Genomic DNA, 14855 nt, shown 5'->3' on the forward strand with positions numbered 1-14855 from the left:
AGACCTGCTCATGCGGGCGGACAAGGGAGACTCCGTGGAGCACCCGAGAAGGTCATCCATAGGAATAATCGCGACAGGAGCCTGTCTGCCGGAGCGTCGGGTGCCCAACGCGGAGATCGCGGCGACGCTCCAGGTCGACGAGCGGTGGATCGCGCGACGCACGGGCGTCCACGAACGGCGGTTCGTCGATGATGACGCGACGAACCGGGGCATCGCCCACGCTGCGGCGAGGCAGGCGATCGACCGGGCCGGGGTCGACCCGGCCGACCTGGCGGGCGTCGTGGTCGCGACCTCGACACCCGACCGGCCGATCCCGCCGGTGGCGCCCTACGTCCAGGCCATGCTCGGCGCCGCGAGCGCGTTCGCCTTCGACGTCAACGCCGCCTGCGCAGGGTTCCTGTACTCCCTGGAGATCGCCCGGGGGCTGCTGGGCGGCGTCGAGGGCGAGCGGCACGTCGTGGTCATCGGCAGCGACACGTACTCGCGGTTGCTGAACCCGGCGGACCGGGGGACCTACACCCTGTTCGGCGACGGGGCGGGCGCGGTCCTGCTCGGACCGGTCGAGGCGGGAGCGGGCATCCTCGGCGGCAGTCTGCACGCGGACGGCAACCTGAGCGAGATCGCGGTCGGCGGCCCCCGCCTGCCGATCTCGCCCGCGCAGATCGAACACGGCGAGCACTTGGCGGGGATGGTCGGCCACAAGGTGGCCGCGACCATGCGGACGGTGTTCCCCGTGCTCGTGAAAGACGCCCTGGCGAAGCACTGCCTGACGATCGACGACATCGATCACCTGGTGTGCCACCAGGCCAATCCGAACCTCGTGCGCGAATGCGCCCGCGATGCCGGGTTCGCGCCCGAGCAGGTCGTCATCACCGGCGACCGGTACGGCAACACCGCGGCCGCCTCTGTCCCCATCGGACTGGACGCCGCCACCGCCGACGGCCGGATCCGCCACGGCTCACTGGTCCTGATGGTGTCCTTCGGCGCCGGGATGACGTGGGCTTGGTCGTTGGTGCGGTGGGTCGGTCCCGTTCGCTAGTAGACGCAGGAGGGAACAGCGGTGGATCTCAGGTGGAGCGGCGAGCAGGAAGCCATCTTCGAGGCCGCGCGCGAGTTCGGTCGAGAAGTGGTCGCACCGAGCAGCGAAGAGCGCGATCGAGCGTCCCGGTTCGACCACGGTATCTGGAAGGCGCTGGCGGAGAGCGGGTTCTGGAAGGCGGGCGTCCCCGCGGAGCTGGGTGGCGACGGCGGGGGACTGGCGAACTACGTCGCCGCCCTCGAAGGTCTGACGCTGGGTTCGCAGGACAGCGGATTCTCGGTCACGGTCGGCGCGCACGCGTCGCTGATCCAGGTGCTGTCGAGGTGGGGAACGGCTGAGCAGCAACAGCGGTTCCTCCCGGACCTCTTCGCCGGTCACGTCGGCGCCACGGCGGCGACGGAGCTGACCGGTGGTTCGCACGTGACCGCGGTGCGCACGACAGCCGAGCCGACCGGTGACGGCCACTACACCCTCTCGGGGAGCAAGAGCCACATCACCAACGCCCCGGTCGCCGACATGATGCTGATCGTCGGACGGGTCGCGGGCCTCGGCAAGCGCGACATCTCCCTGTTCCTCCTCGACCGCGGCCAAGAGGGGGTGAGCCTCGGGGAGAACGAGGACCTCATCGGTCTGCGCACCAGCCCCATCGGCCCCATCGACATGGACCGGGTGCACATCCCGCCGGAGCGGGTGCTCGGCAGCGTCGGGGACGGGTTGACCGTGCTGTACTGGTGCCTGGCGCTGGACCGGCTCAGCTTCGGCGTGATCGCCTCAGCGCAGATGCGGTCCATGATCCCGCGCGCGCTGGACCGCGCGACCAGCCGCGAGGCTTTCGGAGCGCCGATCGCCGAGTACCAGTACATCCAGGACAAGATCGTCCAGATGAAGGTCGGCGCCGAGACGGCCAGGGCACTGTCCTACGCCACGTTGTCAGCCATGGAGAACGGCGATGCCGACGCGGGCACGCTGGCCTCGTGCACGAAGCTCGCCTCCGCCCAGGCGATCGTCGGCTCCAGCTTGGAACTGGTGCAGTTGTTCGGGCACATGGGCTACGACCGCACCCAAGGCGTGGAGCGGCACCTCCGCGACGCCGCGGCCTTCCGCATCGCCGGTGGCACCGACGAGATGCAGAAGAAGGCCATCTTCAGCCAGCTGCTCGCGGCCAGTCGCTCGAACTCCCTCTGATGTCCACATCTGCGAGGAACGGTGGTCAGCGGTGACAACCAGTGAACCAGCGGCGTTGCGGGGGAGCGCGACCGTCGAGGTCCTCCCCGACGAGTCAGCCGAGAAGTGGGGCAACACCGGCATCAGCGTGGTGTCGACCCCGGCCTTGCTCGGACGGCTCGAGCAGCTGTGCGACGAAGCCATGAAACCCGAGATGGCCTCCGGTGAGATGACGGTGGGCATGTCGGTGACCCTGCACCACCGCGCCCCGGCGCGGGTGGGCAGCACGATCACCTACCGGGTCGCCGCGCCGTCCTACGCGCCGAAGACCGAGTTCACCTTCGAGGTGCTCGCCGCGGACGGCACCGTCGTCTGCGAGGGCCGCCACCAGCGCGCGGTGATCGACGCGGAACGGTTCAAGCGATCGCACGGGCTCGCATCCGGCACAGGGGAGGCGCCATGACGGCGGTCGCCGGGGCGAGGATCGGCGAGCTACCGGTCGTCGACCGCGCGGAGGGGTGCTGGATCTACGACGTCGACGGCAACGACTACCTCGACGGCAGCTCGGGCACGCTCTGCGTCAACATCGGCCACGGTGTCCGAGAAGTGCTGGACGCCATGGCCGAGCAGGGTGCGCAGGTCTGCTTCACCCACCGCAGCCAGTTCGAGAGCCAGCCGCGACGGGCGCTGACCGAGGAGATCCACGCCGTCACGGGGAACCGGTTCCGCGAGATCGTCTACACCAATTCGGGGTCCGAGGCGACCGAGACGGCGCTTCGCCTGGTCCTGCACCACCACAACGAGCTCGGGACGCCCGACCGCGTGGTCGTTCTGTCCCAGTACCCGAGCTACCACGGCATGACCGCGGGCGCCCTGGGGATCTCCGGGCACCCGGCGCGCAGGCGCAACCTCGGCGGACTGCTCGCGGGTGCGGCCGACCTGGCGCTGGTCGCCCCGGCCGACCCGGACGCCCTCGTCCCCGATGCCTCCGACTGGTCCGCGGCGCTGGAGCGCGTCGGTGCGGACCGGGTCGCGGCCATCATGGTCGAACCGGTGGGCTGCGCGGCCAGCGGCGGGGCCGTTGTGCCCGACCAGACCTGGCGCGACCTCCGGGAGCTGTGCGACCGGACCGGCACCCTGCTGGTGGCGGACGAGGTGATGACCGGGTTCGGACGCACAGGGGCCTGGCTGGCGCACACGGGCTCCGGCGTGCTGGCTGACCTGGTCGCGACCGGCAAGGGGCTCAGCGCAGGCTACTCCCCGCTCGGGGCGTGCCTGGTCGGCGACGCGGTGCTGCGCGGCCGGTCAGCCGCCACCGCCGCCATCGGCCACACGATGAACGGCAACCCGCTGTCGGCCGCCGCGGCGCTCGCCGTACTGCGGTACCTGACCCGGCACGGGCTGGTGGACCGGGCGCGCGCCGCGGGCGAGCTCCTGCGCCTGCGGCTCGACGAGCTGGCCGGGTGCTACGACTGGGTCGGACCGCCGCGGGGACGGGGCCTGGTCCACGGTCTCCCGCTCCACCAGTCCGCCGCTTCCTACGCGGTTGAGCCACTGGCGCACAGGGTGTGCGCGGCGGCCCGCGCGTGCGGGCTCGTCGTCTACCCGGCCGGGGTCGACCACCGGACCCAGTCGCTGCTGGTGGCGCCGCCGCTGACCATCAGTGACGACGAGCTCGACGAGCTGGTCCGACGGTTGGACTCAGCGCTGCGCCGCACCGCCGAGGCACAGGGAGCGTCGTCGCGATGAGCACACTGATCATCGGCAACTCGTTCAACGACTACCTGGTCGGCGACCTCGGCCGCTTCGACCCGCTCGAACGCCGGATCGGCGGCAACATCTCCTTGCGCCTGGCATGGCTCGCCGAACCCGGTGACGTGGTGGTACTGCCCCAGGAGCCGGATCGCGCCTTCGTCGACTACATGATGGGCTTGAAGGGCGTGCCCGCCGACTCCGTCACGATCGCGGTGCCGCCAGCGGGCAGCTTCGGCACAGACGTCATCACCAGCGATCGTCTCACCGACGACGCCTTCCGACGCCACCTGTCCGGCCTGGTGTCGACCAACGGCGTCGACCAGGTCGTGCCGTACGTGTTCGACTCCACCATCGCCACCCTCTGCCGCGACTGGGGCCTGGCGGAGACGTGCCCTGCGTTCCCGTTCCTCGCCGGTGGCGGTGCCGACATGCTCAACAGCAAGAGCGTGTTCCGGGCGCTGTCGCTCGGCGTCGGCGCTCCCGTGCCCGAGGGCCTGGTCACCGATTCGCCGTCGCGTGCCGCCGCGTTCGTCGGCGCGCTGCTCGCCGACGGCGGTTCGGTGATCGTCAAGCAGGACTTTCACCAAGGCGGCCACGGGAACGAGATCCTCACCAGCGACGCCGCCACCACGCAGATCGGCGCCATCTCGATGATCACCCTCGGTTCCGACGACCTCGGCGGCGTCGAGGCCCTGCTGCGGCGCCGTTGGCCCGCCTACTCCAACGATGGGACCGCGAAGGTCGTCCTGGAGCGGTACCTGCCGAACAGCGTTCCGATCGGCGCCGAGGTGGAGATCGGTGAGCGCGCCATCACCGTCCGCCACACCGGGGAGATGCGGATGACACCCATCTTCGACGGTGTCGTGCTGCCCGGTCTGGAGATGACCACCGCCCAATGCGACCTCTTCAGATCCGCTGTCCTGGCGCTGTGCGTCGCTGTGCAGGCGATCGGGTATCGAGGTCTGATCAACATCGACGGGATCATCGACGGTGGCGGCCGGGTGCTGCTCACCGAGTACAACGGCAGATTGGGCGGCACCACGCACCTGCACTGGCTGGGCGTGAGCCTCGTCGGGCCCGATTACGCGGAGCGGGCCGTCTTCGTCAGCAACAACGATTGGAAGGTCCCGTCGTTCGGCGCCGCGATGGACGTGCTCGAGTCCTCGGGCCTCGCCTACGACCGGGACAAGCGCTCCGGAGTGGTGATCACCTGCGACCACACCGCGCTGTCCGGAGCCGTCGAGTACTGCGTGATCGGGAACGACCACGCCGACGCGCACGCCGTCGAGAAGGAGCTCAAGGGCCTGTTGTAGCGCGCTCACGCGGCCTGACGGGAAGGAACCGCATGTCGACCAGGACTCCGTCGAGGGGGTTGGAACCATGAGACCGGTCGCGGTGCTCTGCGGCGTCGGCAGCTACCTGCCGCCGACGGCGGTGTCGAACGACGATCTGTCGCAACGGCTGGACACCACCGACGAGTGGATCCTGACGCGCACCGGCATCGCCAACCGGTTCTTCGCCAGCCGGGGAACGGCCACATCGGATCTGGCCGTCAGCGCCGCCGAGCGGGCGCTCAAGTGCGCCGAGGTCGACGGCGTCGACGCGGTCGTGCTCGCCACGACGACCCCCGACCGCCCGTGCCCGGCCACCGCGCCGGTCGTCGCGGCGAAGCTCGGGCTCAGCGGGGTGGCCGCCTTCGACGTCGGCGCGGTGTGCACCGGGTTCCTCTACGCCCTCAGCGCCGCTGCCGGCCTGATAGCGACCGAGACCGCCGAGCGGGTGCTGGTCATCGGCGCGGACACCTACTCCACCATCGTGGACCCGTCCAACCGCTCCGACGCCGTCATCTTCGGCGACGGCGCGGGAGCGGTGGTGCTGCGTGCGGGCACGCCCGGCGAACCCGGTGCCGTGGGTCCGTTCGACCTCGGCAGCGACGGCGACCACCGGGACCTGATCACGATTCGCGCGGGCGGCTCCGAACAGCGCCTGTCCGGTGCCGAACCCCGCCCCGAGGACCACTACTTCTCGATGTCGGGGAAGAAGGTGTTCCAGCAGGCGATCGTCCAGATGGCCGGTTCCGTGCGGGGCCTGCTGCGCCGAGCGGGCCTGGAGATCGGACAGGTCGACCGCATGGTCGGACACCAGGCCAACCAGCGCATCCTGACCCGGCTGGCCGACGTCCTCGGCCTGCCCGAGGACCGCAACATCGGCAACATCCGCGAGGTCGGCAACACCGCCGGGGCCTCCATCCCGATCGCGTTGGACGACGGTCACCGCCGAGGCCTGCTGAGCACCGGGGACCAGGTGCTGCTGACCGCGTTCGGCGGTGGCCTGACCTGGGGCTCAGCCCTGTTGACCTGGCCCGATCTTCACCACACCGACCGTATCCGGTCATGACCGCGGACGGAGAGCTGATCACTGTGTCTACTTATGACCGACTCGCGTCGATCCTCGTCGAGAACTTCAAGGTTCCGGAGAAGGACATCGTCCGGGAAACCTGCTTCGACGACATGGGCGTCGATTCGCTGTTCCTCGTCGAGTACCTCGTGGTGGTCGAGGAGAAGTTCGGCATCAACATCGAAGACGAGAAGATCGGCCCGGCCGACTCGCTGGAGCAGCTGTCGGACCTGGTCGACGCGCGGCTCGCCGAAGCGGAGCGATCGGCGTGAGCAGGGCGGGGATCGCGGTCACCGGTTTGGGTGTGGTCACCGCCGCGGGCATCGGCGCGAAGACCACCTGGGCCCGGGTGTGCGCGGCGGAACCGACCGCGGCCGACGACCCCGCGCTGACCGGGCTGCCGGTCACGTTCTCCTGCACCGTCCCCGGGTTCGACGCCGCCGCGCTGGTCGGCCCGCGCAGCGAGCTCAGCCAGAGCAGGTTCACGCAGTTGGCGCTCGTCGCGGCCAGGGAGGCGGTCGCCGACGCCCGCTTGGAGCCCGCCACCTGGCGCGGAGCCCGGGTGGGGGTCGTGGTGGGCACCGCGCTCGGCGGCGTCCCCACCCTGGAGGCGCAGCGGCAGCGCATGGGAGAACGCGGCCACCGTGCGGTGTCACCGCTGCTGATCCCGATGTTCATGCCCAACATGGCGGCCGGGCACATCGCGATGGACCTCGGAGCCACCGGCCCCAACTTCGTCGTCGCCTCGGCTTGCGCGTCGGGGGCGTCGGCCATCTGCGCGGCGGCGGAGCTGCTCTGGAGCGACCGCTGCGACGTGGTGATCGCCGGTGGCGCGGACGCGGCCATCACGCCGCTGATCGTCAGCAGCTTCGCCCGCATGGGTGCGCTCTCGCGGCGAGTGGCCGACCCCGCGAGGGCATCCAGGCCCTTCGACGTCGCCCGCGACGGGTTCGTCATCGGGGAGGGCAGCGGGATGCTGGTCATGGAGCGGGCGGCGGACGCGACGGCCAGGGGTGTCTCCGGTTACGCCAGGTTGGCGGGGTACGGCGCCTCGGCCGACGCCCACCACATGACCGAACCCGACCCGTCGGGTGGCGCCGTGGCGCGCGCGGTGGCCGAGGCGCTCGACTCCGCGGGCATCACCCCGAGCGAGGTCGACCACGTCAACGCGCACGGCACGTCCACCCCCCTCAACGACCTGACCGAGGCCCGCACCCTGGCGCGCACCCTCGGTGAGGGGTTCGCGGTCAGCTCGGCGAAGGGCGTTCTGGGGCACACGCTCGGCGCCGCGGGCGCGATCGAGGCGGCGTTGTCGGTCCTGTCGGTGTCGACCGGCGAGATCCCGCCGACGGCGAACCTCGAACGGCAGGACCCCGAGATCGACCTCGACGTGGTGTCCGGCGAGGTGCGGACGGCGAAGGTGGACGTCGCCGTGAGCAACTCCTTCGGGTTCGGCGGTCAGAACGCCGTCCTGGTGTTCACGACATGACCGACCACGTGATCAGCGACCCCTTCAACCGACGGAGAGCAGGCACGATGACGGACGCAGCTCCGTACCTCCATTCCGTGGACACCGAGACGATGTACCAGGGCAAGACCCCGCTCGGGCGCAGGATGCCCTGGGACATCAGCCAGGCGCAGCCGTCGCTGGTGGCGATCGAGGAGAGCGGCGGGATCTCCGGTGACGTGCTCGACCTCGGTTGTGGAACGGGTGACAACGCCATCTACCTCGCCTCGCGCGGGTACCGGGTGACCGGTGTCGACGTCGCGCCAACCGCGATCAAGGAGGCCGTCCAGCGGGCCCAGGCGGTGGGCGTCGACGTCACCTTCGACGTCGCCGACGCGACCAAGCTCGACCAGTACTCCTCGGCCTTCGACACGATCGTCGACAGCGCGCTCTACCACTCCCTGGAGGTCGACGAGCGCGCCGACTACGTCCGAGCCTTGGTGCGGGTGGCTCGTCCGGGCGCGCGCCTGCACGTCCTGTGCTTCTCGGACGCGACGCCGGAGGTCTTCCCCGACCTCTTCCGGATCACCGAGCAGAACCTGCAGGAGAACTTCGAGCCGTTCGGGCTGATCACGTCCCTGAACCGGTCGGAGTACACGAGCTCGATGACGAGGGCGGCGTTCGGCCAGTTCGTCCGCCTGCTGACGGACGTGGAGCTCGACGACGCCGCGCTGCGGGAGGTTCCGGTCGACGCCGAAGGCCGCGTCTCGCTGCCGATCTGGCACCTGACCGCCGTGCGCGCGGAGGACGGCCGATGACGGTCCACGACGCCGAGGACATGCAGGCCGACGAGCTCATGAAGCGGGTCCGCCAGGCGGTGCCCACGCTGCTCGAGCACGCCGCGCAGACCGAGCTCGCGCTGCGCCCGACACCGCAGAGCAGGCAGGCCGCACGCGCGGCGGGCGCGTTCGCGCTGATGACCCCGCGCAGGTTCGGCGGGCTCGGCGCCGATCGGGCCACCATCGTGCGGGTCCTCGCGGAACTCGGCCGCGGGTGCCCGTCGACGGCCTGGGTCGCCGCCACCTCGGCCGAGGCCCAGACCCTCGCCGCGCCGCTGATGCCGGAGGAACTGCTCAAGGAGTTCTACGCCGATCCCGACGTCCGGTTGTGCGGGGTGGGTGAGCCCCTGGGCGCGGCCCGGCAGGTCCCCGGGGGGCTGCGGTTCTCCGGCCGCTGGGGATACGCCTCCGGTTGTGAGGACTCGCCGTGGACGCTGCTGCTGGTCGCGGTCACCGACGACGGGACGTTGCGGCGCTTGGCGCCGGTCCTGGTGCCGACTTCCGCGTTGCGGATCGACCGCACCTGGGACGTGATGGGACTGCGCGGCACGGGAAGCCACAGCCTGGCCGCGGACGACGTCTTCGTGCCCGATTCCCACGTCCTGGACCTCCCCACCGGCCCGGACGGCCTCCCGGACCCGTCCGTGCGCCCCGAAGCGCACCTGAGCAACGCGTGCTACGTGCTCAGCCCCATGCTGGGCGCCGCACAAGGCGCGCTGGACGTCGTCTCCGCGGCGTTGCACACCCGCAAGCCGCCGCTGAGCGAGCACGACAGCCTGGCCGCTTCCGCCAGCGCCCGGCAGCTCTTCGCCCAAGCGGCCCACCGGGTCGGGGGAGCCCGAGATCGGGTTCTCCGCGTCGCCGAGCACTTGGACCGCTACGCCGACACCGGCGCGCTGTCGGAGCTGGACCGGGCGGCGCTGACCATGGACATCGTCACCGCCGCCAGGCAATGCCGCACATCCGTCGACGAACTGGTCGACCTGCACGGCTCCAGCGGCCTCGCCGCGGGCAACCCGCTGCAGCGCTTCTGGCGCGACCTGCAGGTCGGCACCCGTCACGCGCAGCTCAACCCCTACCTGGCGGTGGAGGACTACGGCTTGCTCCTGGCCGCTTCCCTCAAGGAGGGGGGACAGCGGTAGGCGACGAGATCGTCACACGACCCACTCAGCCAACGCCCGAGAACGGACAAGGGATGACCAAGAGCATAGTAATCGTCGGTGGAGGCACAGCAGGCTGGATGACCGCGGCCTACCTGAAGGTCACCTTCCGCGACTCCCTCTCGATCACACTGGTCGAGTCCGCGAACGTGCCCACCATCGGCGTCGGGGAAGCGACCTTCAGCACCGTGCGCCGGTACTTCCAGCACCTGGGCCTGGACGAGCGGGAGTGGATGCCGGAGTGCGACGCCACCTACAAGCTCGCGATCAGGTTCGAGGACTGGCGCGCCGACGGCCACTACTTCTACCACCCGTTCGAGCGCCCCCGGGTGGTCGAGGGGTTCTCCCTGGCGGACTGGTGGCTGCACGCCCGGCCGAGCGACCGCTTCGACCAGGACACCGCCGTGCTGGCCGCGCTGTGCGACAACCTGCGCTCCCCGCGCTACCTCGACGGCACGATGCTCGAGCGGGACTTCGTGGTCCCGGACGAGGACCGGCTCTCGCGCGCCGGGTTCGAGGGCGACACCCAGTTCCCCTACGCGTTCCACTTCGACGCCGCCAAGCTCGCGGGGTACCTGACCGAGTTCGGCGTGCGGCGTGGGGTTCAGCACGTCCTGGATGACGTGGTGGAGGTGGTCCACGGCGATCGGGGTGCCATCGACGGCATCCGAACCCGCGAACACGGCATCATCAGCGGTGACCTGTTCATCGACTGCACCGGCTTCAAGGCGCTGCTGCTGAACAAGGCGCTCGGCGTGCCGTTCCAGTCATACCAGCAGTACCTCCCCAACGACAGCGCGGTCGCGCTCCGCGTGCCGACCGACATGGCCACGAACGGCATCCGTCCGTGCACCACCGCCACCGCGCGGGACGCGGGCTGGATCTGGACCATCCCCCTGTACCGCCGCATCGGGACCGGTTACGTCTACTCGAGCGAGTACTGCGGGCCGGACGAGGCGGAGCAGTCGCTGCGGCGGTTCGTCGGCGCGCGGGCCGAAGGGCTCGAAGCGAACCACATCCGGATGCGGATCGGTCGAAGCGAGTCCTCCTGGGTGAAGAACTGCGTCGCGATCGGCCTGTCGAGCGGTTTCGTCGAGCCGCTGGAGTCCACCGGGATCTTCTTCATCCAGAACGCGATCGAGCAACTGGTGAAGCACTTCCCGTCCGGTGAGGACGACGACCTGCTCCGCGAGGCGTACAACCAGCAGGTCGCCCACGTGATGGACGGTGTGCGCGACTTCCTGGTGCTGCACTATTACGCGGCGGCCCGCCAGGACAACCAGTATTGGAAGGACGCGAAAACCAGGCCGCTGCCCGATTCGCTCGCCGAGCGCATCGAACTGTGGAAGGCCAAGCTCCCCGACGAGAGCACCGTCTTCCCCTACTTCCACGGGTTCGAGCCGTACTCCTACGCGGTCATGCTGCTCGGATTGGGCGGGTTGCCGGTGCGCCCCCTCCCCGCACTGGCCAACCTCGACGCCTCGGCCGCGCGCAGGGAGTTCGAGCTGGTGCGCGAGCAGGGCCAGATCCTGGTGGACCGGTTGCCATCGCAGTACGAGTACTTCGCGCACCTGCGCGATCCCGGGTCCGACGCGGCCACCCATCCAGCGCTGGTCCGATGACCATGGCGCGGTCCAGCCTCGTGGACGCCGACCGGTTCAGGTCACTGATGGCGGCCTTCCCAGCCGGTGTCACCATCGTGACGGCGACCACCGGATCCGGCGACCCGCACGGGATGACGTGCTCATCGGTGTCGAGCGTGTCGTTGCTCCCACCGGTCCTGCTGGTCTGCCTGAACAGGAGAAGCCGGACGCTTCCCGCGCTGCTCGCCACGTCGAAGTTCGCGGTGAACTTCCTGCACAGCCAGGCCAGGGAGGCCGCCCGCCTGTTCTCCACCCCCGTGCCCGACCGCTTCGAGCAGGTGCGGTGGGAGTTGTCGACCTCGCACGCCGGTCCGCACCTCCTCGATGAAGCGCACACGGTCGCTGACTGCCGTGTCGTCGAAACCACCTCCATCGGCGACCACACCGTGGTCTTCGGCGAGGTGTTCGACATCCACCGGGTGACCTCCGACCCACCCGACCCGCTCCTGTACGGGCTGCGGGACTACTGGTCGCTGCACCCCTCGCGAAACGGCGCCGCGCCCCCGGCGTGAGGAAGGAGAGCCATGCCCCCTCGTCCAGCGGACGCGCCACCGCACGACCCGGTGTCCGCGCTCACCTATTCGGACTACCTGAAGCTCGACATCCTCCTCGCCACCCAGGAACCGAGGATGTCGGCCGACGAGCGACGTCCCGCGACCTTGTCCGAGCACTTCTTCATCGTCGCGCACCAGGCGTGCGAGCTGTGGCTCAAGCAGGCCATCGGGGACATCGGGGCCGCTACCCGGGCCTTGCGCCCCCGCGACGGGGAGAGCGACGCCGAGCTGGCCGCCGAGCTGCTGGAGCGCGTCTGCGAGGTGCTGAACGTGCTGTTGGGCCAGCTCGTGGTGCTGGAGCGGCTCCCGGTCCGGCACTTCGCCGAGTTCCGGCACTCCCTGGGTACCGCCAGCGGGGCGGAGTCGGAGCAGTTCGAGGAACTGGGCAGGTTGCTTGGGGACGGCGACGGCAGTGAGGTGCTTTTCCACGCCTTCAAGGCCGCGATCGAACGCCGCGGCCTGTCGCTGACCGACGTGTGCCGACTCGGTCCCGGCGCCGGCGTCCACCACCGCATCGCCGAGAGCCTCATGTCGATCGCGGACAGGTACTGGCGCTGGAAGATCACGCACCTGTCCATCATCTCGAAGCTGATCGGGGACCTCCCCGGGACAGGCGGTACCAGCGGCTTGGCCTATCTGGCGGGGCGGGTGGTGCAGCCCTTCGCCGAACTGCGCCGAGAACGCAGCCACCTGCACGCCGATCTGGCCCCCAGTCGGGCGGGCTGACCCGTGACCACGATTCCCGAGGATCTGGACAGGCAGTACTCGCCCAGTTCGTGCGTCGCCGACATCGAGTACTACTTGCACGAGTACGCCGCTCGCAGCGCGGGGGCCCGTGCGGTGCACCGGCACCACGTCATCAGCTACGGACCGTCTCCGGCGGAGAAGCTCGACCTGTTCCCCCACACCGAGGGCTGCCCCCTGCTCGTCTACATCCACGGTGGCAACTGGCAGCAGCTCAGCAAGGACGAGTCCAGCTTCGCCGCGTCGGCGGCCCTGTTCACGGGAACCGCTTTCGCGGCCTTGGGTTACGGGCTCGCGCCCGACCACCGCCTCGATGAGATCGTGGCCATGGTCCGGCGGGGATTGCTGTGGCTCGTCCGCAACGCCGCGGCACACGGGATCGCGGCAGACCGGATCCACCTCAGCGGGAGCTCCGCCGGTGCCCACCTCGCGGCCATGGCCTTCACCGGCGACTGGTTGATCGACGGCAGGACCCCGGCCGAGGTCTTCCGCTCGGTCACGCTGCTGAGCGGCATCTACGACCTCGAGCCGATCCGGAACAGCTACGTGAACGACGCCCTCCGGCTCACCCCGGAATCGGCCCACCGCAACAGCCCGCTGCACCACGTGCCGCCCACCGCGCCGCCGATCCTCCTCGCCCGAGGAGGCCGGGAGACCGCGGCTTACGCCCGGCAGCAGGACGCCTACGTCTCCGCCCTCCGCGCCCGCGGGCTCGCTGTGCGGGACCTGGTGGTCGAGCCCCGCAACCACTTCGACCTGCCGTTCGACCTCCTCAACCCCGACACGGCGCTCGGCAGCGAGATCGTCGGTCGACTCAGGGCCGAGCCGTGAAGACCCATCTCCCAGCGTGATGAGGCGTTGAGTGCCGTGACCATGAACCAGATCGTGTTCCTGTTCGTCGACCTGGCGATCGTGCTGGTGGTGGCCCGGGTGCTGGGCGCGCTGGCGAAGAAGATCGATCAGCCGGCGGTCATCGGCGAGGTGCTCGCAGGGATCCTGCTCGGGCCGACGCTGCTCGGCGAGGGCATCAGCGAGGTGGTGTTCCCCGCTGAGGTCAGACCGTTCCTCACGGCGTTGGCCTCGGTGGGGGTGGCGGTGTTCATGTTCGGTGTCGGCGCCGAACTCGACCGCGGGACACTGCGCGGCAAGGGCAGGGTCGCGACCACAGTGTCCCTCACCTCGATCGCCGCGCCGTTCGCCCTGGGCTCGGGGCTCGCGTTGTACCTCGCGGTGAACCACGAGGTGCAGAACCGGCTCGCCTTCGTCCTGTTCATCGGCGCGGCGATGTCGGTGACGGCGTTTCCCGTCCTGGCGAGGATCCTCTCTGACCGCGGGATGTCCAGGACCGCGGTCGGCGGCATCGCGCTGACCTGTGCGGCTGTGGACGACCTGCTCGCGTGGTGCTTGCTCGCCGTGGTCGTGGTGGTGTCCGGTGGGGGCGCGGCGCAGTGGCTCATCGCGTTGAGTCCCGTCTACCTCGCGGTGATGCTGTGGGTCGTGCGCCCTCTGCTGCGCAGGGTGTTCACCCCCGATCGGCCCGCGGGCACCGTCCTCCCGGTGTTGCTGGCCGGCCTGTTGGTTTCCGGCGCGGTCACGGAGTTGATCGGCCTGCACTTCATCTTCGGCGCATTCTTCTTCGGTCTGGTCGTTCCGCACAGAGGCACAGCTGCGCTGCGCGGGGTCGTGCTCGAGCGGATGGGGGAGTTCAACGCGGCACTGCTCTTGCCGGTGTTCTTCATCGTCGCCGGGCTCAAGGTCGACTTGTCCTCCCTCGGCTCCACCGATCTGGTGGAACTGCTCCTGGTGCTGCTGGTCGCCGTCGGCGGCAAGTTCGGCGGTGCCTATCTGGCTGCTCGGCTCAACCGGCTCCCCGTGCGCCAGTCCGCGGCGCTCGGCGTGCTGATGAACACGCGCGGACTCACCGAGCTGATCATCCTCAGCGTGGGGCTGCAGCTCGGGGTGCTCGACCAGTCGCTCTACTCGATCATGGTGGTGATGGCCGTCATCACCACCGCGATGGCGGGACCACTGCTCCGGATCATCTACCCGGCCTCCGCGGTCGACCACGACCTCGACGTGGAACGGGCTCGCCAACGCACGGCACCCTGACCGC

15 protein-coding genes are annotated in these 14855 nt (G+C 70.0%); all 15 read left to right on the forward strand.

Features of this window, described 5'->3' with window-relative positions; translation table 11 throughout:
- Nucleotides 1-10: 10 nt before the first annotated feature.
- The 15 genes from ACFPM7_RS23945 (at nucleotide 11) to ACFPM7_RS24015 (ending at nucleotide 14851) form a co-directional block, all read left to right on the forward strand.
- Nucleotides 11-1039: a 3-oxoacyl-ACP synthase III family protein gene (locus ACFPM7_RS23945; protein WP_378249989.1), complete on the forward strand. Its 1029-nt coding sequence runs from the start codon at nucleotides 11-13 to the stop codon at nucleotides 1037-1039.
- 21 nt (nucleotides 1040-1060) lie between these two features.
- Nucleotides 1061-2224 (forward strand): acyl-CoA dehydrogenase family protein, encoded by a 1164-nt coding sequence (locus ACFPM7_RS23950; protein WP_378249991.1) that lies wholly within the window; start codon nucleotides 1061-1063, stop codon nucleotides 2222-2224.
- Nucleotides 2225-2255: 31 nt separating this feature from the next.
- Entirely contained in the window at nucleotides 2256-2666 is a 411-nt protein-coding gene (locus ACFPM7_RS23955) for a thioesterase family protein (protein WP_378249992.1), read from the forward strand.
- A complete protein-coding gene (locus ACFPM7_RS23960) occupies nucleotides 2663-3952 on the forward strand; it encodes an aminotransferase class III-fold pyridoxal phosphate-dependent enzyme (protein WP_378249993.1) in 1290 nt (429 codons plus the stop codon). Before ACFPM7_RS23955 ends, ACFPM7_RS23960 begins: the two co-directional genes overlap by 4 nt.
- The gene (locus ACFPM7_RS23965; protein ID WP_378249994.1) at nucleotides 3949-5271 is read left to right on the forward strand and encodes a preATP grasp domain-containing protein; all 1323 of its coding nucleotides are present in this window, start codon (nucleotides 3949-3951) and stop codon (nucleotides 5269-5271) included. Before ACFPM7_RS23960 ends, ACFPM7_RS23965 begins: the two co-directional genes overlap by 4 nt.
- 67 nt (nucleotides 5272-5338) lie before the next feature.
- Nucleotides 5339-6355, forward strand: coding sequence for a beta-ketoacyl-ACP synthase III (locus tag ACFPM7_RS23970; RefSeq protein WP_378249995.1), 1017 nt, complete (start codon nucleotides 5339-5341; stop codon nucleotides 6353-6355).
- Complete coding sequence (locus ACFPM7_RS23975) at nucleotides 6352-6627, forward strand: acyl carrier protein (RefSeq protein ID WP_378249997.1); 276 nt, start codon at nucleotides 6352-6354, stop codon at nucleotides 6625-6627. Before ACFPM7_RS23970 ends, ACFPM7_RS23975 begins: the two co-directional genes overlap by 4 nt.
- Nucleotides 6624-7844, forward strand: coding sequence for a beta-ketoacyl-[acyl-carrier-protein] synthase family protein (locus ACFPM7_RS23980; RefSeq protein WP_378249998.1), 1221 nt, complete (start codon nucleotides 6624-6626; stop codon nucleotides 7842-7844). Before ACFPM7_RS23975 ends, ACFPM7_RS23980 begins: the two co-directional genes overlap by 4 nt.
- A gap of 47 nt (nucleotides 7845-7891) precedes the next feature.
- Nucleotides 7892-8620 (forward strand): class I SAM-dependent methyltransferase, encoded by a 729-nt coding sequence (locus ACFPM7_RS23985; RefSeq protein WP_378249999.1) that lies wholly within the window; start codon nucleotides 7892-7894, stop codon nucleotides 8618-8620.
- Nucleotides 8617-9783 (forward strand): acyl-CoA dehydrogenase family protein, encoded by a 1167-nt coding sequence (locus ACFPM7_RS23990; RefSeq protein ID WP_378250001.1) that lies wholly within the window; start codon nucleotides 8617-8619, stop codon nucleotides 9781-9783. The genes ACFPM7_RS23985 and ACFPM7_RS23990 overlap by 4 nt, the downstream gene beginning before the upstream one ends.
- A 53-nt stretch (nucleotides 9784-9836) precedes the next feature.
- Nucleotides 9837-11423, forward strand: coding sequence for a tryptophan halogenase family protein (locus ACFPM7_RS23995; protein ID WP_378250002.1), 1587 nt, complete (start codon nucleotides 9837-9839; stop codon nucleotides 11421-11423).
- Between the two features lie 47 nt (nucleotides 11424-11470).
- Nucleotides 11471-11956: a flavin reductase family protein gene (locus tag ACFPM7_RS24000; RefSeq protein WP_378250003.1), complete on the forward strand. Its 486-nt coding sequence runs from the start codon at nucleotides 11471-11473 to the stop codon at nucleotides 11954-11956.
- Nucleotides 11957-11968: 12 nt separating this feature from the next.
- The gene (locus ACFPM7_RS24005; protein WP_378250004.1) at nucleotides 11969-12724 is read left to right on the forward strand and encodes a tryptophan 2,3-dioxygenase family protein; all 756 of its coding nucleotides are present in this window, start codon (nucleotides 11969-11971) and stop codon (nucleotides 12722-12724) included.
- A gap of 3 nt (nucleotides 12725-12727) precedes the next feature.
- Nucleotides 12728-13573 carry an alpha/beta hydrolase gene (locus ACFPM7_RS24010; protein WP_378250005.1) on the forward strand — a complete coding sequence of 282 codons (846 nt, stop codon included), beginning with the start codon at nucleotides 12728-12730 and terminating at the stop codon, nucleotides 13571-13573.
- 42 nt (nucleotides 13574-13615) lie between these two features.
- Nucleotides 13616-14851, forward strand: coding sequence for a cation:proton antiporter domain-containing protein (locus ACFPM7_RS24015; RefSeq protein WP_378250006.1), 1236 nt, complete (start codon nucleotides 13616-13618; stop codon nucleotides 14849-14851).
- Nucleotides 14852-14855 lie beyond the last annotated feature (4 nt).

Source organism: Actinokineospora guangxiensis, from assembly GCF_042657845.1.
Taxonomy (GTDB): domain Bacteria; phylum Actinomycetota; class Actinomycetes; order Mycobacteriales; family Pseudonocardiaceae; genus Actinokineospora; species Actinokineospora guangxiensis.

Bases quoted from the DNA above. Each gene is read 5' to 3' on its own strand.
- ACFPM7_RS24000 (WP_378250003.1), top strand. From the start codon at position 11,471: ATGGCGGCCTTCCCAGCCGGTGTCACCATCGTGACGGCGACCACCGGA.
- ACFPM7_RS23965 (WP_378249994.1), top strand. From the start codon at position 3,949: ATGAGCACACTGATCATCGGCAACTCGTTCAACGACTACCTGGTCGGC.
- ACFPM7_RS23995 (WP_378250002.1), top strand. From the start codon at position 9,837: ATGACCAAGAGCATAGTAATCGTCGGTGGAGGCACAGCAGGCTGGATG.
- ACFPM7_RS23985 (WP_378249999.1), top strand. From the start codon at position 7,892: ATGACGGACGCAGCTCCGTACCTCCATTCCGTGGACACCGAGACGATG.
- ACFPM7_RS24005 (WP_378250004.1), top strand. From the start codon at position 11,969: ATGCCCCCTCGTCCAGCGGACGCGCCACCGCACGACCCGGTGTCCGCG.
- ACFPM7_RS23990 (WP_378250001.1), top strand. From the start codon at position 8,617: ATGACGGTCCACGACGCCGAGGACATGCAGGCCGACGAGCTCATGAAG.
- ACFPM7_RS23945 (WP_378249989.1), top strand. From the start codon at position 11: ATGCGGGCGGACAAGGGAGACTCCGTGGAGCACCCGAGAAGGTCATCC.
- ACFPM7_RS23960 (WP_378249993.1), top strand. From the start codon at position 2,663: ATGACGGCGGTCGCCGGGGCGAGGATCGGCGAGCTACCGGTCGTCGAC.
- ACFPM7_RS24015 (WP_378250006.1), top strand. From the start codon at position 13,616: ATGAACCAGATCGTGTTCCTGTTCGTCGACCTGGCGATCGTGCTGGTG.
- ACFPM7_RS23975 (WP_378249997.1), top strand. From the start codon at position 6,352: ATGACCGCGGACGGAGAGCTGATCACTGTGTCTACTTATGACCGACTC.
- ACFPM7_RS23970 (WP_378249995.1), top strand. From the start codon at position 5,339: ATGAGACCGGTCGCGGTGCTCTGCGGCGTCGGCAGCTACCTGCCGCCG.